Origin of the sequence: Citricoccus sp. I39-566 (genome assembly GCF_031432995.1) — a bacterium.
GTDB lineage: Bacteria > Actinomycetota > Actinomycetes > Actinomycetales > Micrococcaceae > Citricoccus > Citricoccus nitrophenolicus_A.
The window spans coordinates 277,440-301,196 of sequence record NZ_CP133842.1 but is presented as its reverse complement, the minus strand read 5'-3'; the positions used below and the strand labels follow the sequence as shown (position 1 = coordinate 301,196).

The 23,757-nt window shown below is 71.6% G+C and carries 24 protein-coding genes; 12 read left to right on the top strand and 12 right to left on the bottom strand.

Annotation, left to right across the window (positions count from 1 at the left end):
• Window positions 1-21 precede the first annotated feature (21 nt).
• The 8 genes from RE421_RS01425 to RE421_RS01390 all read right to left on the bottom strand — a co-directional run bounded on the left by RE421_RS01425 (window position 22) and on the right by RE421_RS01390 (window position 10,849).
• A complete protein-coding gene (locus tag RE421_RS01425) occupies window positions 22-660 on the bottom strand; it encodes a helix-turn-helix domain-containing protein (protein WP_309813113.1) in 639 nt (212 codons plus the stop codon).
• A gap of 92 nt (window positions 661-752) precedes the next feature.
• Window positions 753-1,547, bottom strand: coding sequence for an alpha/beta fold hydrolase (locus RE421_RS01420; protein WP_309813110.1), 795 nt, complete (start codon window positions 1,545-1,547; stop codon window positions 753-755).
• 37 nt (window positions 1,548-1,584) lie between these two features.
• Complete coding sequence (locus RE421_RS01415; RefSeq protein ID WP_309813107.1) at window positions 1,585-2,751, bottom strand: Wadjet anti-phage system protein JetD domain-containing protein; 1,167 nt, start codon at window positions 2,749-2,751, stop codon at window positions 1,585-1,587.
• A complete protein-coding gene (locus tag RE421_RS01410) occupies window positions 2,748-6,098 on the bottom strand; it encodes an ATP-binding protein (RefSeq protein WP_309813105.1) in 3,351 nt (1,116 codons plus the stop codon). The genes RE421_RS01415 and RE421_RS01410 overlap by 4 nt, the downstream gene beginning before the upstream one ends.
• Window positions 6,095-6,838, bottom strand: coding sequence for a DUF4194 domain-containing protein (locus RE421_RS01405; protein WP_309813102.1), 744 nt, complete (start codon window positions 6,836-6,838; stop codon window positions 6,095-6,097). The genes RE421_RS01410 and RE421_RS01405 overlap by 4 nt, the downstream gene beginning before the upstream one ends.
• On the bottom strand, window positions 6,838-8,313 hold the full coding sequence (locus RE421_RS01400) for a DUF3375 domain-containing protein (RefSeq protein WP_309813099.1): 1,476 nt from the start codon (window positions 8,311-8,313) through the stop codon (window positions 6,838-6,840). The genes RE421_RS01405 and RE421_RS01400 overlap by 1 nt, the downstream gene beginning before the upstream one ends.
• 230 nt (window positions 8,314-8,543) lie before the next feature.
• On the bottom strand, window positions 8,544-9,209 hold the full coding sequence (locus tag RE421_RS01395; RefSeq protein ID WP_309813096.1) for a maleylpyruvate isomerase family mycothiol-dependent enzyme: 666 nt from the start codon (window positions 9,207-9,209) through the stop codon (window positions 8,544-8,546).
• The gene (locus RE421_RS01390) at window positions 9,209-10,849 is read right to left on the bottom strand and encodes an AMP-binding protein (RefSeq protein ID WP_309813092.1); all 1,641 of its coding nucleotides are present in this window, start codon (window positions 10,847-10,849) and stop codon (window positions 9,209-9,211) included. The genes RE421_RS01395 and RE421_RS01390 overlap by 1 nt, the downstream gene beginning before the upstream one ends.
• Window positions 10,850-11,065: 216 nt before the next feature.
• On the opposite strand from RE421_RS01390, the gene RE421_RS01385 reads away from it, so the two are divergent.
• On the top strand, window positions 11,066-12,376 hold the full coding sequence (locus RE421_RS01385; RefSeq protein ID WP_309813089.1) for a cytochrome P450: 1,311 nt from the start codon (window positions 11,066-11,068) through the stop codon (window positions 12,374-12,376).
• A gap of 53 nt (window positions 12,377-12,429) precedes the next feature.
• On the opposite strand, the gene RE421_RS01380 is transcribed toward RE421_RS01385, so the two are convergent.
• On the bottom strand, window positions 12,430-12,912 hold the full coding sequence (locus tag RE421_RS01380; protein ID WP_309813086.1) for a pyridoxamine 5'-phosphate oxidase family protein: 483 nt from the start codon (window positions 12,910-12,912) through the stop codon (window positions 12,430-12,432).
• 175 nt (window positions 12,913-13,087) lie between these two features.
• Here RE421_RS01380 and RE421_RS01375 point away from each other — a divergent pair, with 175 nt between their 5' ends.
• A complete protein-coding gene (locus RE421_RS01375; protein WP_309813082.1) occupies window positions 13,088-14,620 on the top strand; it encodes an SDR family oxidoreductase in 1,533 nt (510 codons plus the stop codon).
• Window positions 14,621-14,684: 64 nt separating this feature from the next.
• Here RE421_RS01375 and RE421_RS01370 read toward each other — a convergent pair whose 3' ends face one another.
• Both RE421_RS01370 and RE421_RS01365 read right to left on the bottom strand, forming a co-directional pair.
• Entirely contained in the window at window positions 14,685-14,918 is a 234-nt protein-coding gene (locus RE421_RS01370; protein ID WP_309813079.1) for a hypothetical protein, read from the bottom strand.
• 143 nt (window positions 14,919-15,061) lie between these two features.
• The gene (locus RE421_RS01365; RefSeq protein ID WP_309813076.1) at window positions 15,062-15,589 is read right to left on the bottom strand and encodes a MarR family transcriptional regulator; all 528 of its coding nucleotides are present in this window, start codon (window positions 15,587-15,589) and stop codon (window positions 15,062-15,064) included.
• A 91-nt stretch (window positions 15,590-15,680) separates the two neighbouring features.
• On the opposite strand from RE421_RS01365, the gene idi reads away from it, so the two are divergent.
• The 10 genes from idi to RE421_RS01315 are packed head-to-tail and all read left to right on the top strand — an operon-like array spanning window position 15,681 to window position 23,398.
• On the top strand, window positions 15,681-16,241 hold the full coding sequence (gene idi / locus RE421_RS01360; protein WP_309813072.1) for an isopentenyl-diphosphate Delta-isomerase: 561 nt from the start codon (window positions 15,681-15,683) through the stop codon (window positions 16,239-16,241).
• Window positions 16,238-17,341: a polyprenyl synthetase family protein gene (locus tag RE421_RS01355; protein ID WP_309813069.1), complete on the top strand. Its 1,104-nt coding sequence runs from the start codon at window positions 16,238-16,240 to the stop codon at window positions 17,339-17,341. Before idi ends, RE421_RS01355 begins: the two co-directional genes overlap by 4 nt.
• Window positions 17,338-18,201: a squalene/phytoene synthase family protein gene (locus tag RE421_RS01350; protein ID WP_309813067.1), complete on the top strand. Its 864-nt coding sequence runs from the start codon at window positions 17,338-17,340 to the stop codon at window positions 18,199-18,201. The genes RE421_RS01355 and RE421_RS01350 overlap by 4 nt, the downstream gene beginning before the upstream one ends.
• Window positions 18,198-19,823 (top strand): phytoene desaturase family protein, encoded by a 1,626-nt coding sequence (gene crtI, locus RE421_RS01345; protein ID WP_309813063.1) that lies wholly within the window; start codon window positions 18,198-18,200, stop codon window positions 19,821-19,823. The genes RE421_RS01350 and crtI overlap by 4 nt, the downstream gene beginning before the upstream one ends.
• Window positions 19,820-20,251 (top strand): lycopene cyclase domain-containing protein, encoded by a 432-nt coding sequence (locus tag RE421_RS01340; RefSeq protein ID WP_309813060.1) that lies wholly within the window; start codon window positions 19,820-19,822, stop codon window positions 20,249-20,251. Before crtI ends, RE421_RS01340 begins: the two co-directional genes overlap by 4 nt.
• Window positions 20,248-20,616 carry a lycopene cyclase domain-containing protein gene (locus tag RE421_RS01335; protein WP_309813058.1) on the top strand — a complete coding sequence of 123 codons (369 nt, stop codon included), beginning with the start codon at window positions 20,248-20,250 and terminating at the stop codon, window positions 20,614-20,616. The genes RE421_RS01340 and RE421_RS01335 overlap by 4 nt, the downstream gene beginning before the upstream one ends.
• The gene (locus RE421_RS01330; RefSeq protein ID WP_309813055.1) at window positions 20,613-21,509 is read left to right on the top strand and encodes a prenyltransferase; all 897 of its coding nucleotides are present in this window, start codon (window positions 20,613-20,615) and stop codon (window positions 21,507-21,509) included. Before RE421_RS01335 ends, RE421_RS01330 begins: the two co-directional genes overlap by 4 nt.
• Window positions 21,506-22,153 carry a hypothetical protein gene (locus RE421_RS01325; RefSeq protein ID WP_309813053.1) on the top strand — a complete coding sequence of 216 codons (648 nt, stop codon included), beginning with the start codon at window positions 21,506-21,508 and terminating at the stop codon, window positions 22,151-22,153. The genes RE421_RS01330 and RE421_RS01325 overlap by 4 nt, the downstream gene beginning before the upstream one ends.
• Window positions 22,150-22,914 carry a glycosyltransferase family 2 protein gene (locus tag RE421_RS01320; protein WP_309813050.1) on the top strand — a complete coding sequence of 255 codons (765 nt, stop codon included), beginning with the start codon at window positions 22,150-22,152 and terminating at the stop codon, window positions 22,912-22,914. The genes RE421_RS01325 and RE421_RS01320 overlap by 4 nt, the downstream gene beginning before the upstream one ends.
• Window positions 22,907-23,398 carry a hypothetical protein gene (locus tag RE421_RS01315; RefSeq protein WP_309813049.1) on the top strand — a complete coding sequence of 164 codons (492 nt, stop codon included), beginning with the start codon at window positions 22,907-22,909 and terminating at the stop codon, window positions 23,396-23,398. Before RE421_RS01320 ends, RE421_RS01315 begins: the two co-directional genes overlap by 8 nt.
• Here the strand turns inward: RE421_RS01315 and RE421_RS01310 are convergent.
• Window positions 23,306-23,740, bottom strand: coding sequence for a pyrimidine dimer DNA glycosylase/endonuclease V (locus RE421_RS01310; RefSeq protein WP_309813047.1), 435 nt, complete (start codon window positions 23,738-23,740; stop codon window positions 23,306-23,308). The genes RE421_RS01315 and RE421_RS01310 overlap by 93 nt on opposite strands.
• Between the last annotated feature and the right edge of the window lie 17 nt (window positions 23,741-23,757).

Here is a 23,757-nt window from a genome sequence, read left to right as displayed (position 1 = left end):
GCCGCCCGCAGCACTGGGTGTTCAGTCCGGCGTGGAGCGGTAGAGCAACACGGCCAACTGGACCCTCAGGCGGTCCACCAACCGCTCCTCGAAGCCGGCGGGGGGCAGGTTCCGTGAGGTACCGCGGGCCATCTCGTGGATGTAGGTCCCGTTGAGGTTAGCGGCGATGTCCCGTGCCGAGACGTCCGGATTGAGCTTGCCCCGCTGCTGGCCGTTCTCGATGAGCCCCCGGACCAGGGTGACCACACGGTCGCCCTGACCGATCGGAACCGTGTGCAGGGCGGGGTCCGGGTCCAGGCCCAACAGGGCGAAAGTCAGGATGTTGGTGGGGTCCTCCGTAAAGGCACGGGCCCGGGCGCGGTAGGTGCTCAGAGCGCGTTCCACGTAGTCATCGGCCGTGAGATCCGGGTGCGCTGCGACGTACTCGGCGTCCTGCTCCAGCAGTCCGTCGATGGTGGCGATCACCCGGGCACCGATGGCGGCGAAGAAGATTTCTGACTTGGTCCCGAAATAGCGGAAGAGGGTGGCCTCACCGATCTCCGCGGCCTCGGCAATGGCACGGGTCGTCACCGAATCGAAGCCGCGTTCCCGGAAGAGTTCCTCGGCGACGGTCAGGATGGTGTTTCGTCGAGTAGCACGCTGGCGTTCTCGCAGCGACATGGGCGTAGTCCTCGTTCGCTCGGCAGACGACTGACCGTCAGCGGTCACCGGATGGTCAGGAGCAGTCTACCGTCTGCAGTGTGACCGGCGGCTCAATGTCCGACGTCGGCCAGGAACCCCAGGATCTCCGGCGTCACCTGGTCCTCCAGCTCCTCGAAGAAGCCGTGGCGCTCGCCCGGGACGAGGCGCATCCGCGCGTCGGGAATCCGGTCCGCGATCAGGGCCGCGTTCTCGGTGGGGACCATCAGGTCCTCGGTCCCGTGCAGCACCAGGGTGGGCGCCGCGATCGACGGCAGGGCGTCCCAGGCATCGTGGCGGTCGCTGGCCCGGCGGTGCCCCACCTGCTCGCGGGGGCTCATGGTGGGATCGCCGAGCAGGGTGCTCTGCGCGGGCGTCCCCGGCCAGTCCGGGGTGTAGAAGAGCTCGTGCAGCTTGGCCTGCTGTTCCTCGCGGGTGCCGCGGGCCAGCCAGCGCCGGGTCTCCGCCTTGCGTTCCCGGGCATGTTCTCCGCCGGGGGAGGTGCAGGCCAGCACCAGGGCGGAGACCCGTCCAGGGTGATGCGCGGCGAGCATCTGCGCCACCCGGCCGCCCATGGAGGTACCGAACACGGCCGCGGAACCGATGCCGAGGTGGTCCAGGACCTCGATGGCGTCCTCGGCGAAGAGAGCGGTGGTCCAGTCACCCAGTTCCCCGCGGCTGCCGCCGGTGCCGCGGTAGTCGAAGGTCACCGTCCGGAACGCCTCCGCGTAGCCGGGACGCACCCGGTCCCACCAGTGGTGCGAGTTCGCCTGGCCGGGCAGCAGCACCAAGGCCGGCGCCGACGTCAGGCCTCGGGTCTGGACTGCGAGCTTGAACCCGTCCCGAGCGTGGATGGTCTCCTGGTCCATGTGCAACCCCTTCTCCTCAAGATCTCACAGCAGGATGTCACTGCAGGTGTGGCGCCAGGCGGTCCAGGGCGTACGCCCAGTCAATGCGCTCCTGCTCCAAGCGCATGTCGCCTTCAGCGCTCAGGCGCTCCACCGTCCGGGCCTCCGCGGGGGTGAGGGTGGTCATTGCACCGCGGAACGGCTTCGGCTCGGGCACCCAGAGGTCCGCGAAGGACTCCAGGGTGGGCTCGTCCATCAGTACGCTCTCGATCTGCGGCAGGTGTGAGCGGTACCGGTGCAGGATGGCGAAGCCGTTTGAGTCCAGGTCGCCCCAGTAGGTGATCGGCACGTCCACCAGCCACGGCAGGGCGGCGGCCGCCGTGTCGAAACCCCGGCCCCAGACGGCCACCACGCCGGGTGTCTCCGGCAGGCACAGCAACGTCTCCTGGTTCTCCACGATGAGGACCCGTGCGGGGTGCAACCCCAGTCCAGCGGCCTGTGCCATGGGAACCTGCAGGTCCTCGAGGCCAGCGGGGCGCAGGGAAGGGTCCAGGATCCGCAGGCGGACCCTCGGATCGGCGTCCACGATCCCGAGCCCGACGCCGGCCCGCTCACCGTAAAGCACCGAGTGCAGCGCGGTCAGGAGGGTCCGATGAGCGGAGAACCACTTGGAGTCGACGCCACGGATGGGCAGCTGGCGGGGGCGCAGGCCGGTGACCCTCCGAGTGCCGAGCCATTCGGCCACGTCGACCAACCGTTCGAACTGTGTCTCGGACAGACTCGTGAGGCGGTCCGCGTGCCGGCGCAGGACCGGTGTCAACCCCGGATTCCCGACGGCGGCGTCCTCCAGCGTGTGGATCCGCGCCACCCGTTCGGCGAAGGTGCGGCGCTCCAGGGCCTCCGGGCCGCCGACGAATCCGGCCAGGTCCTCCGGAGACTGCGCCACCAGCCGCACGGGGACCCGTTGGGTGCCGACGCTGCGCCAGGTCCGGTCCTCCCAGTCTAGGCTGATGTCCGCCGGCAGGGAGCGCCCGGCCCAGCCGCGGACCCAGGCCTCGGCGGCCGCGGAGTCGGCGAGGACCTCTCGCTCGGTCGGGGGACGCAGGGACAGGGACCAGACCGGCGGTGACCACCCGTCCAGGGTCCACCGCCGGTGGGAGGCGAGGAGCCGGCGTCGGGCCTCAGACCGGGCCGCCTCGGGGGAGACCATGGGGGCCGGGCTCACGCCGGGCCCCCGGAACCCGCACTGCCCCCGGACTCCCAGGTGACATCGGCCAACCGGGTGAGCCGCCGGCTCGGATTCTCCACGGTGGTGATCCCACCGACATAGGGCTCGATGGTCTGCAGCAGCTTCTGCGGGGTGGCCAGCACCATCTGGAAGCCGAACTCCACGAACACGTCCATGGCCATCCGGGTGTAGCGCACATCGGCCTTGTCGAAGGCCTCGTCCAGGATCGCGGTCCCGTAGGCGGGGAGCGGGTCGTCCGGGGACGCCAGCTGGTAGCGCAAGGCGGCCGCCAGGCAGAAGATCACGAGCTTCTGCTGCTGACCGCCGGACATGGCCGCCCCGGAATCGTACGTGGCGTGGGCCGTGCCGTGGACGTCGACCTCGTCCGCCAGGAACGTGACGTGCTCACGGGTGTCCAGGCAGGCCTGCCGCCAGGTCCGGTCAGCGTGCTCGGAGGAGGCGAAGCGGTCCATGATCGCGGCCAGCCGCCGGTACCGGGTCTCGGCGGCGGACAGATCCTCCGCGGCCCAGGAGTGCTCGGCGACGGCGGCCAGGTCCGCCATGAAGGCCCGCACGGTCTCCGAGCGCCGGGTCTTCACCCGCAGCCGCAGGAACCGTCCTTCGTCGAAGGGGGAACGGGCCAGGGAGGCGTTGATGGGCTCCACCCGGTTCTCGATCTCGCCCGGGGCCGAGCGGATCTCGCTGGAGAGTTCCCCGATGAGGGTGGAGGAGCGTTCGTGCAGCAACTGCTGGAACCGGGACTCGTGTTCGGGCAGTCCCTGGCTAATGATCCGGTCCAGGATCTCCAGATAGGAGCCGCGGTCCTCCACCCCCGGCGTGGCGTCCGCCGCCACGGAGGGCCAGACCTGGGAAAACTCGGTGGTCAGCATGGTGCAGCGCGTGGCCGCACGGTCGGAGGCCGACCGCGTGGCATCCAGCTCCCGGCCGATCTCCCGCAGGACCGTCTGCGTGGTCTCCGGCAGGGACACCCGAGTCAGCTTGCGCCGCACCTTCCGGAAGCGGGTGGCCAGCTCGACGACGAGAGGTTCGGGCACCCTCTGGGTCCCTGCTCCGAGTGCCAGCAGCTCGTCCCGCTCGGCGCCTAGCCGGGACTCGTCCGTCTCGGCCCGGTCCAGGTCCAGCCGCGCCTGCTGGGCCGCCGTCTGCGCCTCATCCTCCGCGGACGCGGCGGCCCGCTCGCGGTCCGTGGCCGCCTGCAAACCGATGTCACCGTCGGTGAGTTGCCGCAGCTGGTCCTCGACCGCTTCCGTGGCCCGGGAGACCGTCCAGTGGTCCACGTCCTTCCAGGGGGTCTCCCGCACGGACTGCAGGGCCGTGCGTCGGTCGCGCTCGCGGTTCGCCGCATGCTGGGCCTGCTCGACGGCGGCGCTCGCCTCGGCGTGCTCGGCCTCCACCAGGTGCCGGGACTCCAGCAGGGCCTCAAGCTTGGCCGCTGGATCGCCGAGCACCCAGCGGGAGCGGTCGTCGAGGCGGTGGCGGTCGTTCTTCTCATAGCTGGTGGCCCAGGACTTCACCTGGCCGGCCAGGGTGACGGCGCGGACATGGTCGTCCAGTTCGGCGGCCGTGTCCACACAGGCGTAGTCGAACCGGGAGGACAGCCGGGACTGTAACCAGTCGTGGAACTCGCCCGGCCGGACGGCGATCTTATGGACCAGCGAGGCCTCCGAACGGGCCGGGCGGACCGCCTCGGTGGTGCCGGTGACCTCCTCGTAGCGCAGTCGCAGGCCGAGGTGGTGGCCGTCGATCCAGCTCCGGGTTTGGCGCAGGAGGCCGGCCGGGACCAGCAGGGTCAGGGACAGCGGCGAGAGGACCCGCTCGATCGCCCCCGTCCACTGCTCCTGGCCGGTGTGCACCTCGAGCAGCTCCGCGGCGAACGGCAAGGCGGAGGTGGGCACCCCGAGCTGGTCCGACAGTCGCTCCCGGACGCCCAGCAGCAGGGACGGGACGGCGCTGGAACCGCGACGCAGGGCGGTGATGTCAGCGTCGATCCGGCGCAGCCGGTCCTGGGTCTCGAAGGCGGCCTTGTTCTGCTCGTGCGTGGGCCCGAGGTCTGCCGCCGGCGCCTCGAGGTCCTTCTCGATCTCGCTGAGCAGCTCGGCGAACTCTGCCGCCGTGGCTGGTGCCGTGGCGATCCCGGCGCGTCCGAGGCGGGCCTGCAGCAGCTCCCAGCGGCCGTGGACCTCCTTCAGTTGAGTCCGCAGCTCCTCCCGCTGGCGCTGCAGGTCCGTGACGCGGGAGCCGCCGACCTGGTGCAGGGTCAGTTGCGCGTCCGTGTGGGCCTGGCGGGCCTGCGCGTGGACGGCCTCGGCCTGCTCGTGGGCGGACCGCAGGCCATGGAGAGATTCGTGGAGGTCGTGGAGCTCGTCCTGGACCAGCTCGAGCTGGCGGATCCGCTGGTACGGGTGCACGGCGTCCTGCAGTTCCCGCAGGCGGGAGGCCTGGGACTGTGCCGCGTCATAGTCGGTGGCCGCGGCTCGGAGCCCTTCGAGGTGGTCCCGCTGGCGGCGCAGGTCCACCACCCGTTCGTAGGCGGTGCGCAGGGCGCCGAACTCCTCGACGGCTTTCTCGGCCAGGGCGAAGGTCGCCGGGCGTTCGAGCATGTGGTGGCGGAAGAGCTGGTCCAGGGAGTCCAGTCCCTTGGCGGACTGGGTCCGGTGCAGCAGTTGCAGGGCCGCGGCATCGCGGATGCCGAACACGGATCGCAGCCGCGCGTAGAAGGGTCCGTGCGCGGTGTTCGTGGTGACCACGGCGCTCGGCCAGGCCGACTGGACCTTGCGGGTCTGGATGCCCTGCGCCACGAAGGGCTGCAGTTCGGACAGGTCCACCGCCGAGTGCTCCAACAGGCACAGGTCCCGCATGTCCGCCCTCGTGGTCGCGGTGCCGCGGAGGAAGAACACGCGGCACAGGGACACCGTCTTGCCGGTCCCGGACTCGTAGCGCAGGATGATGCCGCTCCACGTGGCCCGGGGTCGCAGATAGGCGGAGACCACCCGGTCCTCGGCCTCGTCCTGCGTTCGGGTCCACGCCCCGCGCAAGTAGGACATGAGGTTGCGCGTGGGCGTCTTGCCGGAACCGCCCTGGGCGGCCTGGTTGAAGCGCAGCCACTGGTCCGGGGTGAGCACCGCGGCGATCGCGTCCAGGATGGAGGACTTGCCGGAGCCGGAGGGACCGGTGATCAGGTGCCCCTTCCGGGCCACGTCCAGCCGGTAGATGCTGCCGTCCAGGGTGCCCCAGTTGGCCAGCTGGACCTCCCTCAACCGCCACTGGGCCGAGGTCTCCGCGGTCGTGCCCAGGCCGAAGTCCAGAGTCCGTTGCGCGGTCATGGGGTCTCCTCGGCGGCGGACTCGTTGGTGTCCGGATCGTCAGGTTCGACGGTGTCGGTGGGGGCCAGGGTCCGGTAGAGCTCGGCGAAGGCGCGCGCCTGGTCGTGGTCCACCATCATCTTCAGCACCGGGGAGATCTCCGCCCGGCCCTCGTCCACGGTATGCAGGACATTGAACTTGTTGAGCATCTTGGTCCACGAGCTGTTGAGCCGGCGGGCCCACGTGGACTCATCGCCCTGCCGGTACACGGAGAGCTGCTCGAAGACCTCCGTCTGGCCGGCGATCACCCGCCGCTCACCGGCGGCCATCAGCAGCTGCTGGCGCAGGACGAGCAGCATGGCGGTGTCCAGGAAGGTCAGGGCCTCGCTGCGCAGGGCGGCCGGAACCTGCAGATCGTCCGTGGTGACCTTACGGGTGAAGGCGAACTCCTCGGCATGGTCGATCACCAAGTCCAGGAACAGGTCGTGTAGCCGCGATCGGAGTGCGTCCTCGTCGGCGACCAGTGCCTGCCACAGCTGGGGCTTGCGTGCACCGGAGATGTAGGGGCCCTTGAGTAGGTCCAGCAGGGCGCGACGTGAGCCCTCACCCAGGGTGCCGGTGTCACCGGACCACAGGATCGGGCGGGACGGGTCAGGTGCGGTAGCGCCCCCGATCGCTGCCGGATCCTCCTCAGCCGCGGAGTCATCCGTTCCGTCGGCGGGTTCGACGGGGGCTGTGGTCTCTGTGGGATTATCGGTCATCAGGATCTGATCCTTCCCGTGAAGGCGTGGCGCACTACGCGGGCGTGGCGGGGGTGGCCGTCTTCGCCGTCCCAGCTGACAAGGTCGGTGCTACCGGCGTCCACGGTTCCGTGGCGGGCGGCCAGGGAGAGCAGCCCGACCACGCTCGCCACCCCCTGGCTCGCAGGGAAGGCCTCCAGGACCTCGGCCACGGAGACCCCGGCGGACAGCTGCTCGGCGGTGATCCCGGTCAGGACGGCGTGGATGTTGTCCTCGAGCTCGGCGAAGTCGATCTCGGTCTGCCGGGCGATGGCCCGCAGCGTCTCCACGTCCACGACCGCGACCGGCGCGTCGTCCAGGACCGGGCCGGCGTCGTACTCCGAGGGGTCATGGAGGGCGACCTCGCCGACCGAGGCCAGCTGGATGCCGGTCATCTCCAGGACCAGGCCGGATGGGTGATAGGGGCGTGTGGAGGCCAGAGCCGGGACGGCGGCGGCGAGGGCGTCCTGCAGCGTGAGTCGCAGCTGCCGGTCCTGTTGGTACTCGAGGGACAGGACGTAGCCGCGCAGCCCGCGAGCGAACTCGGCCAGGGAGTCCTGCACCGTCCGGGAGCCGTCCTTGAGGGTGCGCACGAGCCCGCGTAGCGCGGTGCGGGAGGAGGGGGACAGGCTGCGGGCGAAGTCCCGGTCCAGGATGGCACGCAGATCGGCCTCGAAGGACTCCGAGACTTCCGGGTCCCGCACCAGCCGGGAGAAGGCCGCGAAGGTCTGGCCCTCGTCCGAGGACTCGATCAGGTCCACGCCGCGGAACACCTCGTCCAGCACGCCACCGGGCAGATCGTCCCCGGTCAGGATGTTGACCCGCAGTTCATGGTTGAGCTCCTCGAAGCGGGCACGGACGCGGGCGAAGTCGGTGGGTAGATCGGCCGCCTGGGTCAGGATGTCCCCGACCCGCTCCAACGCCCGGCGGGCATCCAGCACGTCGGTCTCGCCGGACTGGACCCGGCGGATGCGTTCATCCAGGGCGTCTCGTTCGGCCTGCAGCGCCTCCAGCCGGGAGCCGACGTCCGGGTCCGTGGCGATGGCCAGCTGGTGCAGGGCACCGGTCAGTGACACGAGCCGGGATTCCGTGGCCGACGCCAGCGGCGCGATGAGCTCCTCGATGATCCGCAGTCCGTGGCGCGCCTCGGGGGTGAGTTCATAGGTCTCGGCGCGGGCGTCGGAGGCCGGGCGGCGCAGGATCAGGCCGGCCTGGCGCCAGTCGTCGCAATAGGCCTTGGCCGTGCGGTCTGAGAGGTCGAGGTGGGTGCGCAGGGAGTCCAGCTCGGCGTCGACGGCCTCGTGCAGGTCCTGGGTGGGGATCTTCGCATTGGGCGCGCCAAGGTGCTCGGCGAGGACACCTGACAGCAGGGGCAGGGTGTCCATCCTGAGCATGCGCACGGTGGAGTCCTCCCGCAGGAGGCGCTGGACCGCCAGAGCCCGGACAAGCGAGGACATGTGCACAGTCTGTCAGGCGCGACCGACGCGAGAGGGCAAGTACTGGAAGCTACTCGAAACTACTCTATTGTTTTAGAGTCGTTTCGAGTAGTTCCAGCAGTCGACGCACTGGGGGTGCCCCTACATGTCCCCTTCGCCCGGCCTTCCGCCGCGTGGCGGGCCGGCGTACACCTGGGCGATCGGCAGCCAGCGGGCGGCCGCGGCCCCTTCGGCACGCAGGGAGGTGTCCGTCAGGTCCCGGCGCTGGGCGACGACGAGGCAGAAGTCCTCGGCGCTGCCGGTGATGCGGTCCGGGCCGTCCTCAGGGCCCCACGTCCAGGTCTCACCGGAGGGGGACAGCAGCTCGAGGCGGAACTCGTGGGCGGGCGGCTCGTGGCCGTTGATGCGGTGGGCGAAGTCACGGGTGCGTACCCTAGGTGGCAGATGTCCCGCAGCCGGTCGGTCGGCGTGCGCTGCACCCCCAGGGCATCGGCGACGTCCTGGCCATGGGCCCACGTCTCCATCAGGCGGGCGGTGGCCATGGAGCGCGGGCGCATGGGCGGGCCGAACCAGGGCACCGTGGCGTCCGGGCCGGCCGCGTCCAGCGCATCGGCCAAGCGCGTGCGTCCCTCGCGCCAGCCGGCCAGCAGCTCGTCCCGGGCCAGGGCGGCGCGATGGCCTGCGGAGATGTCGACATGGCGGAAGGACCGCCGGACGGCCTCGGTCTGGTCCGCGAAGGCCTCCGGATCGATCAGCGCCTGCAGCGCCACCTCGTCGGTCCAGGCCAGGTGCCCGATCTGATGGGCGATGGTCCATCCGGGTGCCGGGGTATCCCGGAGCCAGCCGTCCTCGCCGAGGCCTGCCACCAGACGGTCCAGGTCCTCGGCCTCCACGCGGAATGCGGCGGAGGTGCTCATCATGGCTGGCTCGGGCCCGCGGCCGGACTCGCCAGCAGGTCCATCGCCTGGTTGCGCAGGTCCACCTTGCGGACCTTGCCGGTCACGGTCATGGGGAACTCCTCGATCACCTGGACATAGCGCGGGACCTTGTAGTGGGCGATCTTCCCGCTGCAGAACTCCTTGAGCGCGGCCGCCGACGGGGCCGTCGCCCCCTCGCGCAGGCGGATCCAGGCCATGAGCTCCTCGCCGAACCTCTCGTCCGGCACCCCCACCACCTGCGCGTCGATGATGTCCGGGTGCGTGTAGAGGAACTCCTCGATCTCGCGCGGGTAGATGTTCTCCCCGCCGCGGATGACCATGTCCTTGATGCGTCCGGTGATCTGCACGTAGCCGTCCGGGTCCATCACGCCGATATCCCCGGTGTGCATCCAGCCCTCGGCGTCGATGGCCTCGGCGGTCTTCTCCGGATCGTTCCAGTACCCCGTCATCACGGAGTAGCCCAGGGTCAGCAGCTCCCCAGCCTCGCCGCGTGGGGTGACCTCGCCCGTGCCGGGGTCCACGATCTTGACCTCGAGATGAGGCCCCACGCGCCCGACGGTGCTGACGCGCTGGTCGAGGCTGTCCGACGTCGTGGTCTGGAGGGAGACCGGGGAGGTCTCCGTCATGCCGTAGCAGATGGACACATCTGACATGTTCATCTGCTCGATCACTTGGCGCATCACGTGCTCCGGGCAGGGGGAGCCGGCCATGATGCCGGTGCGCAGGGTGGACAGGTCGTAGGAGCCGAAGTCGTCCAGGCCGAGCTCGGCGATGAACATGGTGGGCACGCCGTACAGGGAGGTGCAGCGTTCGGTGGCCACGGCGTGCAGCGTCTCGGCGGGTCCGAAGCCCGGCGCCGGGATGACCATGGCGGCGCCGTGGGTGGTGCAGGCGAGGTTGCCCATGACCATGCCGAAGCAGTGGTAGAAGGGCACGGGGATGCAGACCCGGTCCGCCTCCGTGTAGTTCACGCGCTCGCCCACGAAGAAGCCGTTGTTGAGGATGTTGCGGTGCGTGAGGGTGGCGCCTTTGGGGAAACCGGTGGTGCCGGAGGTGTACTGGATGTTGATCGGATCCTCCGGGCTCAGGCCTGCGGACACCCGGTCCAGGCGCTCCGCATCCGCGGCCGTGCCCGCCAGCGCGTCCCAGGCGCCGCTGCCGATGATCACCACGTCCTGCAGCTCCGGGCACTCGCCGCGGACGGAGTCCAGCATCGCCTCATAGTCGCTGGACTTGAACGCGCTCGCGGCCACCACCGTGCGGATGCCGGACTGGTTGAGCACGTACTGCAGCTCCTCCGTGCGGTACGCCGGATTGATGGTCACCAGGATGACGCCGATCCGCGCCGTCGCGTACTGCGTCAGCGTCCACTCGGCCAGGTTCGGCGCCCAGATCCCGAGCCGGTCGCCCGGTTCCAGCCCCACCTCCAGCAGCCCGGTGGCCAGACGGTCGACGTCGGCCGCGAACCCCGCGTAGGTCCAGCGCCTCCCGGTGGGGACCTCCACGAGCGCCTCGCGCTCGCCGAAGGCGGCGACGGTGCGGGCCAGGTTGGCGCCGATGGTCTCCTCCAGCAGCGGTGTGGTCGTCTCGCCGTGGTCATGGGACAACTGGGTGTTCATGGGACTCCTGTCAGCGGGGTGATCTGGATCACCAGGGGCGGCCGAGAGCGAGTCTAGTTACTGGCCGATAACTGGTCTAGCCCGGCCTCCGGAACGATGGTCCCGCCCGGGGTCTTGGCTCACGCGGGCCGCCGTGGAAGGGTGGCACGCATGCCCCGCGCGATGCAGTCCCCGTCCCCATCCCCGGCCTCGACCGACATTCCGACCCTCGGACCCGTGGACAGCCTCCGGGTCCTCGGCCGCGTCCTGCTCAGCCCGGTGCTCAAGGGACCGATCGTCAGGCGGCCCGCCATGGTCGGCGCGGCCGAGAGTATCGACCTCGACTCGGCCGGGGTCGCCGAGATGCAGCGCCTGCGTTCCCGCCATGGCGCCGGCCCGGTGCAGCTGCGGATCCCCGGCCGCCGGCTCGCCCTGCTGCTGGACCCCGAGGACGTGCACCGGGTCCTGAACGAGGGACCGGAGCCGTTCTCGCCGGCCAGCCTGGAGAAGCGCGGGGCGTTGAACCACTTCGAGCCGTCCGGTTCGCTGGTGTCCACCCCGCAGCAGCGGCTGACCCGCCGGCCGTTCAACGAGCAGGTCCTGCAGACCGACCGGCCCGTCCACCGCCACGCGGAGACCATGACGGCCATCATCGCCGAGGAGGTCTCCGCGCTGCTGGGCCACGCGGACTTCACCGGCGCCCTGGACTGGGACGGCTTCGCCTTGATGTGGCAGCGCATGGTCCGGAGCATCGTGCTGGGCCAGGGCGCCCGTGACGACGACCAGGTCACCGACGACCTCCGGCGACTGCGCGCGCGCGGCAACTTCTCCTACCTGGCCCCGCAGGACCGGGGCCGCCGCGAGCGGTTCCTCGGGCGGCTGCAGCACTACGTGGACCGGGCGGAGCCGGGCAGCCTGGCCGCGATAGTCGCGCAGACCCCCGCCCCGGAGGGCACCGAGCCCCTCCAGCAGATCCCGCAGTGGCTCTTCGCCTTCGACGCCGAGTCCTGGGCGACCTTCCGGGCCCTGGCGCTGCTGGTGTCCCATCCCGGCGCCGAGGACCAGGTGCGCTCCGAGCTGGGACAGCAGGGGCCGACGTCGGCCGGGCCGGCGGGGCCGTGCGGGCCCCGGGACCAGCCCCTGGCTCGCGCCGCCGTGCTCGAATCGCTGCGCCTGTGGCCCACCACCCCGCTGATCCTGCGGGACAGCACCGCCGACACCGCGTGGCGCAACGGCACCCTGCCGGCCGGGGCCGGAGTGGTGGTCTTCGCGCCGTTCTTCCACCGCGACGACCAGACCCTGCCGGAGGCCCACCGGTTCAGCCCTGAGCTGTGGTCGGGAGACCGGGATGACCGAGACTGGCCGCTCGTGCCCTTCAGCGGCGGGCCCGGGATGTGCCCGGGACGCAACGTCGTGCTGCTCACGGCCAGCCGCGTGCTCGGGGAGCTGGTGGGCCAGCGGCGGTTCACGGCGGAGGGGCCGCTGGACACCGGCCGGCTCCCGGGAACGCTCAGCCCCTTCCACCTGCGGTTCACGGTGCGCCGCTGACGGACGTCCCCGGGCGCCACACGGCTGAGCGCCTCAAGGCTGAGCCGGGCCCGTCACAGCTGGACGGTGGTGTTCTCCCCGGGGTGCGCCGGCTTGTCACCGACCATGCCCTTGATGACCTCCACCGCGGTGGCCGGCAGGCCGGGGGAGTCCCAGTACTCCCCGGAGTCCGGGTCGACCTTCAGCAGCACGATGTCCGGGTCCTCGGGCTTCGACTCGCCGAAGAACGCCTCGGTGGTCTTGGACCAGTACCGTTTCTTGCGCTCCACGTCCCCCTCCACGGTGGCGGTGCCGGTGATGGAGGCCCAGAAGCCCTTCTCGGCCACGGTCACGTTGACCGGCTGGCTGCCGGAGACCTCACCGATCTTCGGCGTGCTGACGCGGGTGATGAACCAGATGGTGTGGTCCTCCTCGATCTCCTGGACGGCCATGGGCCGGCTGACGATCCGTCCCTCGGAGTCGGCGGTGGCGAGCATGGCCACCCCCGCCTTCTCGGTCTTCTCCAGCAGGTTCTTCACGGGATCACTGGCGTTCATGGTTCCTCCTCGGTGATACTTCGCGTCCGCGCCATGGTGGATGGGCGGTTCCGCCAGTCCAACACGACCGGTGGGGGAGGGGGCAAGGCCCGCCATCGGTCCCGCAGCGGATGCACGGGAAGTTCCCAGCTGGCCGAGGCGCGCACCGGGACCCGCCCGCCCGTACCGTGGCCCCATGACCTCTGAACCGACCTCACCCCTGGAACTGTCCCTGCCCGCAGGCCACGGCCGCCGGGTCCTCGTCACCGGTGCCACCGGCTACGTGGGCGGCCGGCTCATCCCGGAGCTGCTCGCGGCCGGGTTCACCGTGCGGGCGACCGCCCGGACGGTGGACGACCTCGCCGACCGGCCCTGGTCCGAGGACGTGGAGCAGGTGCAGGCCGACCTGCTGGAGGCCGGGGACGTCAGGACCGCCATGCAGGAGGTGCACACCGTGCTGTACCTGGTGCACTCCATGGGGTCGGGGTCCGGCTTCATCGACCGCGAGGCCGAGATGGCCCGCACCGTGGCCGCCGCCGCCGAGGAGTCCGGGGTGACCCAGGTGGTCTTCCTGGGCGGGCTGCACCCGGACCAGCCGCTCGAGCAGCTCTCGGACCACATGCGCTCGCGAGAGCAGGTGGCCCGGATCCTGCTGGAGGGCGAGGTGCCCACCCTGGTGTTCCAGGCCGGCGTCGTGATCGGATCCGGCTCCGTGTCCTTCGAGATGATCCGGCACCTGGCCGAGCGGCTGCCCGTGATGCCCGGACCGAGCTGGCTGGAGAACCGGATCGAGCCGGTCGCCATCCGGGACGTGCTCTACTACCTCGCCCACGCCTGTGCCCTGGACGAGCCCGTCAACCGGTCCTTCGGCATCGGCTGCGGCCAGGACCAGAGTTTCGCCACCATGCTGACCGACTACGCCGAGGTCGCCGGGCTGTCCCGCCGTCGGGTCTACCCCCTGCCGATTCCGGCCCAGCACCTCTCCGGCTTCTGGATCGGCCTGGTCACGCCCATCCCGCGGGGGATCGCCATGCCGCTGGCGGCCTCGATGGCGGAGGACGCCGTCACCACCGAGCATGAGATCGCAGGCCTCATCCCGGACCCGCCCGGCGGGCTGACAGGATTCCGGGAGGCCTGCCGGCGGGCCATCGAGCGCCAGCGCCGCGGGCCGCTGGACCAGACCTGGGATGACGACGTGCTGACGGAGATGGCCCAGGATCCGGCGGAGCCGCTGCCCTCGGACCCGGAGTGGGCCGGCAACACGGTGTTCACGGACGAGCGGGAGCGCGAGGGGCAGGCCCCGCCGGAGGCCGTCTGGGCGGTGGTGGAGTCGATCGGCGGACGCAACGGCTGGTACTCGGCACCGACCCTGTGGCGGATCCGCGGGCTGATGGACCAGGCACTGGGCGGCTACGGGCTGGCCCGCGGGCGCAAGGACGAGCAACGCCTGCGGGTCAACGACCACGTGGACTGGTGGCGGGTGGAGTCGGTGGACCCCGGGCGGTCCGTCACGCTGCGGGCCGAGATGCGCGCCGGCGGGCGCGCCTGGCTGCAGTTCGCGGTCGAGGGGACCGATGGCGGCGGGTCCAGGCTGCGCCAACGTGCGGTCTTCTTCCCCTCGGGGGTGCTCGGCCGCGCCTACTGGCGCGCCATCCAGCCCTTCCACGCCCTGATCTTCCCCACGATGGCGAAGAACATCCTGGCCGCCGCGGATGATGTCGAGGCCTGAGCCGCACAGCAGGCAATCGGCCGCTCCCCGTCGGTGCGGGGAGCGGCCGATTGCCTGTGGCGGTTCAGCGCTTGAGGGGCGAGCGGTCGCCCTCTTCGAGCTTGAGTGCCACGCCGAGGGCGAAGAATGTCGGCGTCCACTCGCCGACGAACAGGCCCCAACGGTCGGACTGCGACTTCGAATCGCCCTTCTTGCCCCGGGACGCGGCCCACGAGATGAAGGTCATGCCGATGGAGGCGAATCCGGCCATGTAGAGGTGGTCAGAGTTGATGCCCATGTCAGAGATCTTCTTCAGCATTGGTTCCTCTTTCTGGAGGTGAGTCACCGGGGCCGCTCGGCCCCGGTCCCCTGGCCGCGACTGCACGTGGCGGTGAGGGGCGGACCCGCCCAGTCGTACACGTCCACTCGGCGATGTCAGGGGCTGAGCAGCGATGTATCTGCTCAGTCCTCGCGGGGGCGGCCCGGGGTCGCAGGCACGCCTTCCGGAGCCAGGCAATTGGCCATGGACTCCAGGAATCCGATCAGGGCCGGCCGGGACCCTTCGGGAACGGCGAGCGCCACCTCGAGCATCCGCTGGTGCATGCCGGTCAGCCATTGCCGGACCTCGGCGTGGGCGTGGTCGGTGGCCGTCACGATCACCGAACGGCGGTCGTCCGGGTGCGGCGCCCGCTGCAGGTGGCCTGACTCGGAGAGACGATTGAGCATCTTGGCCGTGGAGGCGGTGGAGATGTGCAGGTGCTTGGCCAGCTCACGCGGCGTCAGGTGGTCCTCGGCCAGCTCGTGAGCGATCACGTACCTGAGGGCCTCGATGTCCGTGGCGTTCAGGGCCATGTCCGTGCCCATCCTCCGGCGCATCTCCTGGTCTCGGCTGCGGAACCGCCGCAGCGCCTGGAGCAGGGCGACGGCCGAGTCCGCTTCGTCGTACCAGTACCCCGCGGAAGGGGGCCCGGACACCGATGGATTGGCCATGGGGCAGATGCTACAGTCGCATTCACTAGCCAGGCTAGTTAGATGACCTAGTAGTCTGGCGCCACCAAGGAACGCAGGGGAGCTGAGGGGCATGACCGTGGACACCATGGACGAGGACCACGTGGTCCTGGTGGACGAGCAGGGGCGTCCGCAGGGACTCGCTCCGCGGGCCACGGTCCACACCGAGGACACCCCGCTCCACCTGGCCTTCTCCTGCTATGTCTTCCGTCCCGACGGTGATGTCCTGCTCACCCGCCGAGCCCTGGCGAAGGTGGCGTGGCCCGGCGTCTGGACCAATTCGTTCTGCGGCCATCCCCGCCAGGGCGAGACCTTCGTCCAAGCGATCGAACGGTACGCGGACCACGAGCTCGGCCTCGAGGTCCGGGACATCCAGTGCGTCCTGCCGGACTTCCGCTACCGCGCCGTCGACGCCTCCGGCGTCGTCGAGAACGAGATCTGCCCGGTGTTCACGGCCGGCACCACCGGAACGCCGCGACCCAACCCGGACGAGGCCATGGACCACCGGTGGATCCCGCTGACGGAACTCGGGTCCTTGGTGGAACTGGCCCCCTGGGCCGTGAGTCCCTGGATGGCTGAGCAGCTGCCCGGCCTCCGCACGTCCTTGCCGCCAACGGAAGCGGAGACGACATGACCGGCGTGGAAGGCGAACTGGGCCGGCTGCTGGACAGTGGCTTCGAGCGCTCCGGACGCCTGGGGGAGGACCACCGTGGACTCTGGGCCGCACTCTCCAGCGCGTCCCGCGGTGGCAAGCGCTTCCGTCCGGATTTGGTGGTCTCCACACACCAGGCCCTCGGCGGGACCTCCGCGTCCGCCGTGGCACGCGTCGGTGCGGCCCTGGAGGTGCTGCACACGGCTTTCGTGGTCCATGACGACGTAATCGACGGGGACGACGTGCGCCGGGGCCGCCTCAACGTCTCCGGGACCTTCGCCGCCGGCGCCCGGTCGCAGGGAGCGGACCGGGCCACGGCCCGCCACTACGGTGAAGCAGCCGGCATCCTGGCCGGTGACCTGGCGTTGGTGTCCGCGGTCCGGATGGTGGCCCGGTGCGGGGCGCCGGACCGGGTGGTGGACCACCTGCTGGAGCTGCTCGAGGACACCGTCCACGCCACAGCCACCGGCGAGCTGGCGGATGTCCGGCTCGGACTGCAGGTGGACGGCGGCGAGGCCACCGTGGCTGAGGCCCTCCGTGTGGCCGAGTTGAAGACCGCGGTCTATTCCTTCCAGCTCCCGCTGCAGGCCGGCGCCATGCTGGCCGGTGCGCCCGAGGCCGTCACCACGGCCCTGGCCCGGATCGGCCGCCTCATCGGCATCGGCTTCCAGCTGCTGGACGACCTGCTCGGGGTGTTCGGCGATGAGACGCGCACCGGCAAGAGCGCGCTCACTGACCTGCGTGAGGGGAAGCACACGGCGCTGCTGGCCCACGCCCGAAGCACTCCGGACTGGGCGGCGCTGAGGCCGTTCGTCGGGGACCCGGACCTGGGCCATGACGGCGCCGGCCGGGCTCGAACCCTGCTCGAGCGCTGCGGTGCGCGGGCCACGGTCCAGGAGCTGGCCGACCGGCACCTGGACGAGGCGCTTGCGGACGCGGCCCGGTCCCCGATCCCCGGGGCACTGGCGGGGGTCCTCACCGACCTGGTGGTCCAGATCCGCGGCGCCGCAGCCCCGGCCCTCGGGGATGTCCGCGTGCCGGGCGGGGAAGCGCGGAAACCGAGCATGGTGGTGACACGATGACCGCACCGTCCGAACCGACGGCAGTGAGCCGGTATGACCGGGTGGCGCAGGCCAGCGCCGCGCAGGTGATCAGCGGGTATTCGACATCGTTCGGCTGGGCGACTCGGCTGCTCGCGGAACCGGTCCGCTCCGAGGTGCGCAGCATCTACGCGCTGGTGCGGGTGGCCGACGAGATCGTGGACGATCCGGATCCGGCCCTCACCCCGGCCCTGCGGTCGAGCCTCCTGGAGGGGTTGGAGGCCGAGACACTCCGCGCGTTGGACTGCGCCCGCAGCGCCAACCTGGTGGTCCATGCCTTCGCGGGGGTGGCGCGGCACCGCGGGATCGACCCTTCCCTGGTGGGTCCGTTCTTCGCCTCCATGCGGGCGGACCTGACGCGCTCCGCCCATGACGGCCAGAGCCTGTCCGAGTACGTCTACGGATCAGCCGAGGTGGTCGGGCTGATGTGCCTGAAGGTCTTCACCGGCGGGGACGCCCAGGCCTACGAGCGCCTCGCCCCGGCCGCGCGCAGCCTGGGGTCGGCCTTCCAGAAGGTCAACTTCCTGCGGGACCTGGCGGATGACCACGACGTGCTCGGCCGCACCTACTTCCCCGGGCTCGACCCGGCAACGTTCACCGACGCCCACCGCAACGCCCTGCTGGAAGGCATCGACGCAGACCTGGCCACGGCCGCCGCGGCGATCCCGCACCTGCCCTCGAGTTGCCGTCGGGCCGTGCAGGCTGCCCATGACCTCTTCGCCGCCCTGTCCCGCCGGTTGCGCCGGACCCCGGCGGCGGACATCCGGCGAACCCGGGTGCGGGTGCCGGACACGGAGAAGGCCCTCATCCTGCTGCGGGCCATGGCGGGACGGGCGGCATGAACGGCGAGCGGAACACGCGGAGTGACGGGCAGCGCGTCGTGATCATCGGCGGTGGTATCTCCGGGCTGGCCTCGGCCGCCCTGCTCGCGCGGGAGGGATACTCCGTGGACCTCGTGGAGGCCCGCGACTCCTTCGGCGGGAGGGCCGGCACCTGGGAATCCGGAGGCTTCCGCTTCGACACGGGCCCCTCCTGGTACCTGATGCCCGAGGTCTTCGACCACTTCTTCCGTCTGCTCGGCACCACCGCGGCGGAAGAGCTGGACCTGCAGCGCCTCGACCCGGGCTACCGGGTCTTCTTCGAGGCCCCTCAGGGCCACACCACCCGGCCGGAGCCGGTGGACATCGCGGCGGACCGCGCCGCCAACGTCGCCCGCTTCGAGGCGCTGCAGCCGGGGGCCGGTCGTGCCCTGGAGCGGTACCTGGACTCGGCGCAGGGCACCTATGACATGGCGATCGAGCGGTTCCTGTACACCTCCTTCACCTCCGTGAAGCCGTTCCTCTCCCGTAGTCTCGCCCTCCAGGCCCACCGGCTCGGACCCCTGCTGCTGCAGTCCCTGGAGCGGTTCGTGGCCCGCCGCTTCACGGATCCGCGCATCCGGCAGATCCTGGGGTACCCGGCGGTCTTCCTCGGTTCCTCGCCGGACCAGACTCCGGCCATGTACCACCTCATGAGCGCGCTCGACCTCACCGGCGGGGTGCTGTACCCGCAGGGCGGCTTCGGCGAACTCATGGACGTCATGGTCCGCCTGGCTGAGGACTCCGGTGCCCGGCTGCATGCCGGCACTGCCGCCACCGCCATCCTGACCACTCCTGCGCGCCGAACGCGTGCCCGGACCACCGCCGTCCGCCTCCTCGGACCGGACGGCGGCGTACGGGAGGTGCCGGCCGACGTCGTGGTGTCCGCCGCGGACCTGCACCACACCGAGACGACGCTGCTGCCGCGTCACCTGCAGACCTATCCGGCGAAATGGTGGGCCCAGCGCACCAGCGGGCCCGGCGGGGTCCTGGTGATGCTGGGCGTGCGCGGCGGACTGCCCGAGCTGCCACACCACAGCCTGTTCTTCACGCGGGACTGGAGGGCCAACTTCTCCGCGATCGCCGCCGGAACCGTGCCGGATCCGGCCTCCGTCTACGTGTGCAAGCCTTCCGCGACTGACCCGGGGGTGGCCCCCGCCGGCCACGAGAACCTCTTCGTCCTGGTGCCGATGCCCGCAGACCCGGACCTGGGACGGGGCGGAGTCGACGGCGGCGGTGATCCCGCGATCGAGGCCATCGCCGATGCCGCCATCGCGCAGGTGGCCCGCTGGGCCGGCGTCGGGGACCTGGCGGAGCGGATCGTGGTCCGCCGCACCGTGGGGCCGACCGACTTCGCCGAGGACCTGGGCGCCTGGCGAGGCGGCATCCTCGGACCGGCGCATACGCTGTCCCAGAGCGCCTTCTTCCGGGCCGGCAATGCCTCGAGGCGGGTGGAGGGGCTGTACTACGCCGGGTCCAGCACCATCCCCGGCATCGGGCTGCCGATGTGCCTGATCAGCGCCGAGATCCTGCTCAAACGGCTGCGCGGGGACCACTCGGCCGCCCCGCTGCCGGAGCCTGCGCTGGCCGGAACGGGACGGGCATGACGGCGTTCCTCTACCTCGCCGCGCTCCTGGCCTCGACCGCGTGCATGGCGCTGCTGGACCGCCGATTCCGCCTCGTGCTCTGGCGGGCGCCGCGGGCCGGGGCGATCACCGTGGCGATCGGCATCGCCTTCTTCCTGGCCTGGGACCTGGCCGCCATCGCCTCCGGGCACTACGCTGCGGGCCAGAGCGCCGGGATGACCGGGATCATGCTCGCCCCGGAGCTGCCGCTGGAGGAGATCGTCTTCATCACCTTCCTGTGCTACCTGACGCTCGTGCTGCGCGGACTCGTGGTGCTGGTTCTGCGCCGGGTGCCTTCCGCCGGGTACGACGGCGGCCGGGCGGCACCGCGCGCCGGCGCCGGATCCGCGGCCGGTTCGGTGGCAGGACCGGCGGCTGGTGCGGCGGCGGGTTCGGAGGAGCGCCCATGAGCTACCTCGCGCTCGCCGGATGCTTCCTGGCAGTCCCCGTGGCCGTGGCCGCCTACGCCACGTGGCGCCGGCGGCTGGACGGACGGTGGTGGGCCGCGACCGGGCTGACGATCGCGGCGCTGCTGGTGCTGACCGTGGTGTTCGACAACGTGATGATCGCCGCCGACCTGTTCCGCTACGACGAGGAGCTGCTCACGGGGTGGCGGGTGGGCCTGGCGCCGGTGGAGGACCTCGTCTGGCCCGTGGCGGCCGGGCTGCTGCTGCCCTCGGTGACGGCGCTGCTGGAGGGGTCGCCGGCCCGTGCGTCGGTCCGTGCGCCGATCCGTCCGCAGGCCCGCCCGGCGGACCGAGAGGAGCGCCCATGAGCACCACCGTCGCGGACCGCCCGGCCGTGGCCGAGGGGGCCCGCCAGCTGCTGGGCTCCTCGCGGCCGATCAGCTGGGTCAACACGGCCTACCCCTTCGCCGCCGCCTACCTGATGGCCGGCGGCGGCATCACCGCCGGGCTGGTCCTCGGCACCGTGTTCTTCCTGTTCCCCTACAACCTGCTGATGTACGGGATCAACGACGTCTTCGACTACGAGTCGGACCTGCGCAACCCCCGCAAGGGCGGGGTCGAGGGGATCGTGCTGGCCGCGCGCTGGCACCGGCTGATCCTGATCTCGGCCGTGCTGCTGGCGCTGCCATTCGTGGTGGGGCTGCTCGCGGCCGGCACCGTGCTCTCCGGTGTGGTGCTCGCGGTGGTGCTGGCCGCCGTCGTGGGCTATTCCGCGCCGCGGATCCGGCTCAAGGAGCGGCCGCTGCTGGACTCCATGACCTCCTCCACGCACTTCGTGGGGCCGGCCGTGTTCGGGCTCGCGCTGGCGGGGGCGCCGCCGTCGTTGCCCGTGGTGGCCTCGATGGTCGCGTTCTTCTTCTGGGGCATGGCCTCGCAGGCCTTCGGGGCGGTGCAGGACGTCACGGCGGACCGTGAGGCGGGCATCGGCTCGATCGCCACCGCCCTGGGCGCCCGCGGCGCCGTGCGGACGGCAATCGTGCTCTACGCCGCCGCCGGGCTGGTGATGGTGCTGGCCGGCTGGCCCGGCGCGCTGGCCGGGCTGTTGGTGGTGCCGTACCTGGTGAGCATCTGGCCGTACCGTGCCCTGCCGGATGCCCGCTGCGAGGAGGCGAACCGTGGCTGGCGGCGCTTCCTGTGGCTGAACCAGGTGACCGGATTCCTGCTGACCCTGTTGCTGATCTGGGTGGCGATGCGGGCATGACCGTACGGGGCGGCACCACCGGGTCCCGGGCCGCCGCCGAGGTGTTCCGCGAGGGATGGGCCATGCTCCGGGTGGACGGCCCGCGGGCGGCCCGGATCACCGCTGACACCGCGGCGGTCCTGAGCCTGGTCAGCATGGTCGCCGGATGGTGGGAGGGCCCGGTGGCCGTGGCCCTGTTCGCCCTGGTGCTGCTGGGCCAGACCGTGGTGCGGCTGGCACCGCTGCGCGCCTCGGCCCAGGCGGCCACCGCGGCGCTGCTGCTGGCGGCGGCCTGGGCCGCCCTGGTCGGCGCGTACCAGCTCATCGGCTGGCTGGACCTGGCCATGCACCTGATCGTGACCGGCCTGCTGGCCGCGCTGGCAGCCTCGGTGGTCCTGCGCCGCGGGTGGTTGACCACGGAGGACGGGAGCGGCGCCGACGCGCTCCAGGGAGCGCGGGCCGGCCGCATCCTGCTCACCACCGGGACGGGGTCCCTGCTGGCGGTGCTCTGGGAGGCCGGCGAGTGGTTCGGCCACACGTACCTGGACCCGGCCATCCAGGTGGGCTACGAGGACACGATCGGCGACCTCACGGCCGGGGTGCTCGGCGCGGCGCTGGCCGGGGTGTTCCTGGGCCGGCTGGTCCAGCGGGCCGGGGACGCGTGAGCCGGGTCAGCGTGGTGATCCCGGCGCGGGACGATGCCGTGCTGCTGGACCGCTGCCTGCGCGCCCTGGGGCGGCAGACGCTGGCCCCGGCCGAGGTGATCGTGGTGGACAACGCCTCCAGTGACGCCACGGCGGCCGTGGCCGCCGCGCACGGCGCCCGCGTGCTGGCGGAGCCGAGGATCGGGATCTGGGCCGCGGCCGCCACCGGCTATGACGCCGCCGAGGCCCCGGTCATCGCCCGCCTCGACGCGGACTCGCTGCCCCCGGCCGGCTGGCTCGAGGCGATCGCCGCGGCCCTGGAGCGGCGTCCGCACGCCGCCGCGGTCACCGGCTGGGGCGTCTTCGAGGACCTGCCGCGGCACTGGGGTGCGCCGGTGGCCGCGGCGTACCTGGGGGCCTACTACGCCCTGGGCTTTGCGGCCGCGGCACGGCCCCCGCTGTGGGGATCCAACATGGCCATCCGCCGCGCGGTGTGGCACGACGTCCGGGACCGCGTGCACCGCACCGAGCGGGAGGTGCACGACGACCTGGACCTGGCCCTCGCCCTCGGCCCCCACCGCATCATCGCCGCCGATCCCCGCCTCGTGGTGGGGGTCTCCGCCCGCTCCCTGCGCGGCTCCGCCCAACTCGGACGCCGTTTCCGCCGCGCCTTCCGGACCCTGTCCCTGAACTGGGCCGGGATGCCCCCCTGGCAGCGGTGGGCCGTCCGGCTCCGGCGCCCCGGAGACCTCCCAGCACGGCAGGGACCTCACGATGGGTAGTGCCGAGGGATCCGGGCGCACGCACTGGCTGCTGCCCATCAACCCGGCCGCCCACGCGGAACACCTGCCTGCGGACTGGCGCGAGCGGCCGGACGCCACCGCTGTCTGGGCGGCGATCGGCCGCTCCCAGCCGATCGACCGGTGGTGCCTGCGCAGCGGCTTCCGCACGATGCGGGCCGGGGACCGGATCTGGGCCTACCTGTCCCGTCGGCAGGAGGTCTGTGCCGTCGGCCGTGTCCGGGACGTCGCCCGGGAGGAGGGCGGGTGGTTCGTGTCCATCGACTGGGACGAGGCGCGCACCGCCAGAATCTGCCGGGACCCGCTGCCCCGTAGCGCGTTCGGGCAGGTGCCCATGTCGACCTGCCGGGCCGACGCGCACGCCGCGGCGGTGTTAGACCGGACGCTCCCACGCCTCGACGGGTCCGGACACCACCTCGAACAGGGGGTGGACCTCCGGGGTGGTGAGGCCGGACAGGGTGGCTAGGCGCCCGGGATCGCGTTGGGCGAGCTTGGCCAGCAGGTGCTGCCATTCGTAGCCGACCTGGCCGTCCGTCACCCGGATGCGGGGCACCGCGGCACCCGGGTGGTCGATCCGGGACCTGTCGAAGCGGTAGCCGCGCTCGCTGGCCTCCTCGGCCAGCACCAGCAGGAAGGACCCGACGGCGGCCGCCGGGTCCGGGTGGGCCCGGAACCGGACGAGCTGGGGATGGGCGCGGTAGCCCGTGGTGCGTCCGGCCAGGACGGCCTGGGCCAGCAGCGCCTCGCGCCAGCCCCCGGTCAGTCCCTGCCGGTCGAGGTATCGGGGGTGGAGACTCCAGAGGCGCATGAACCCATCCTTCCCCA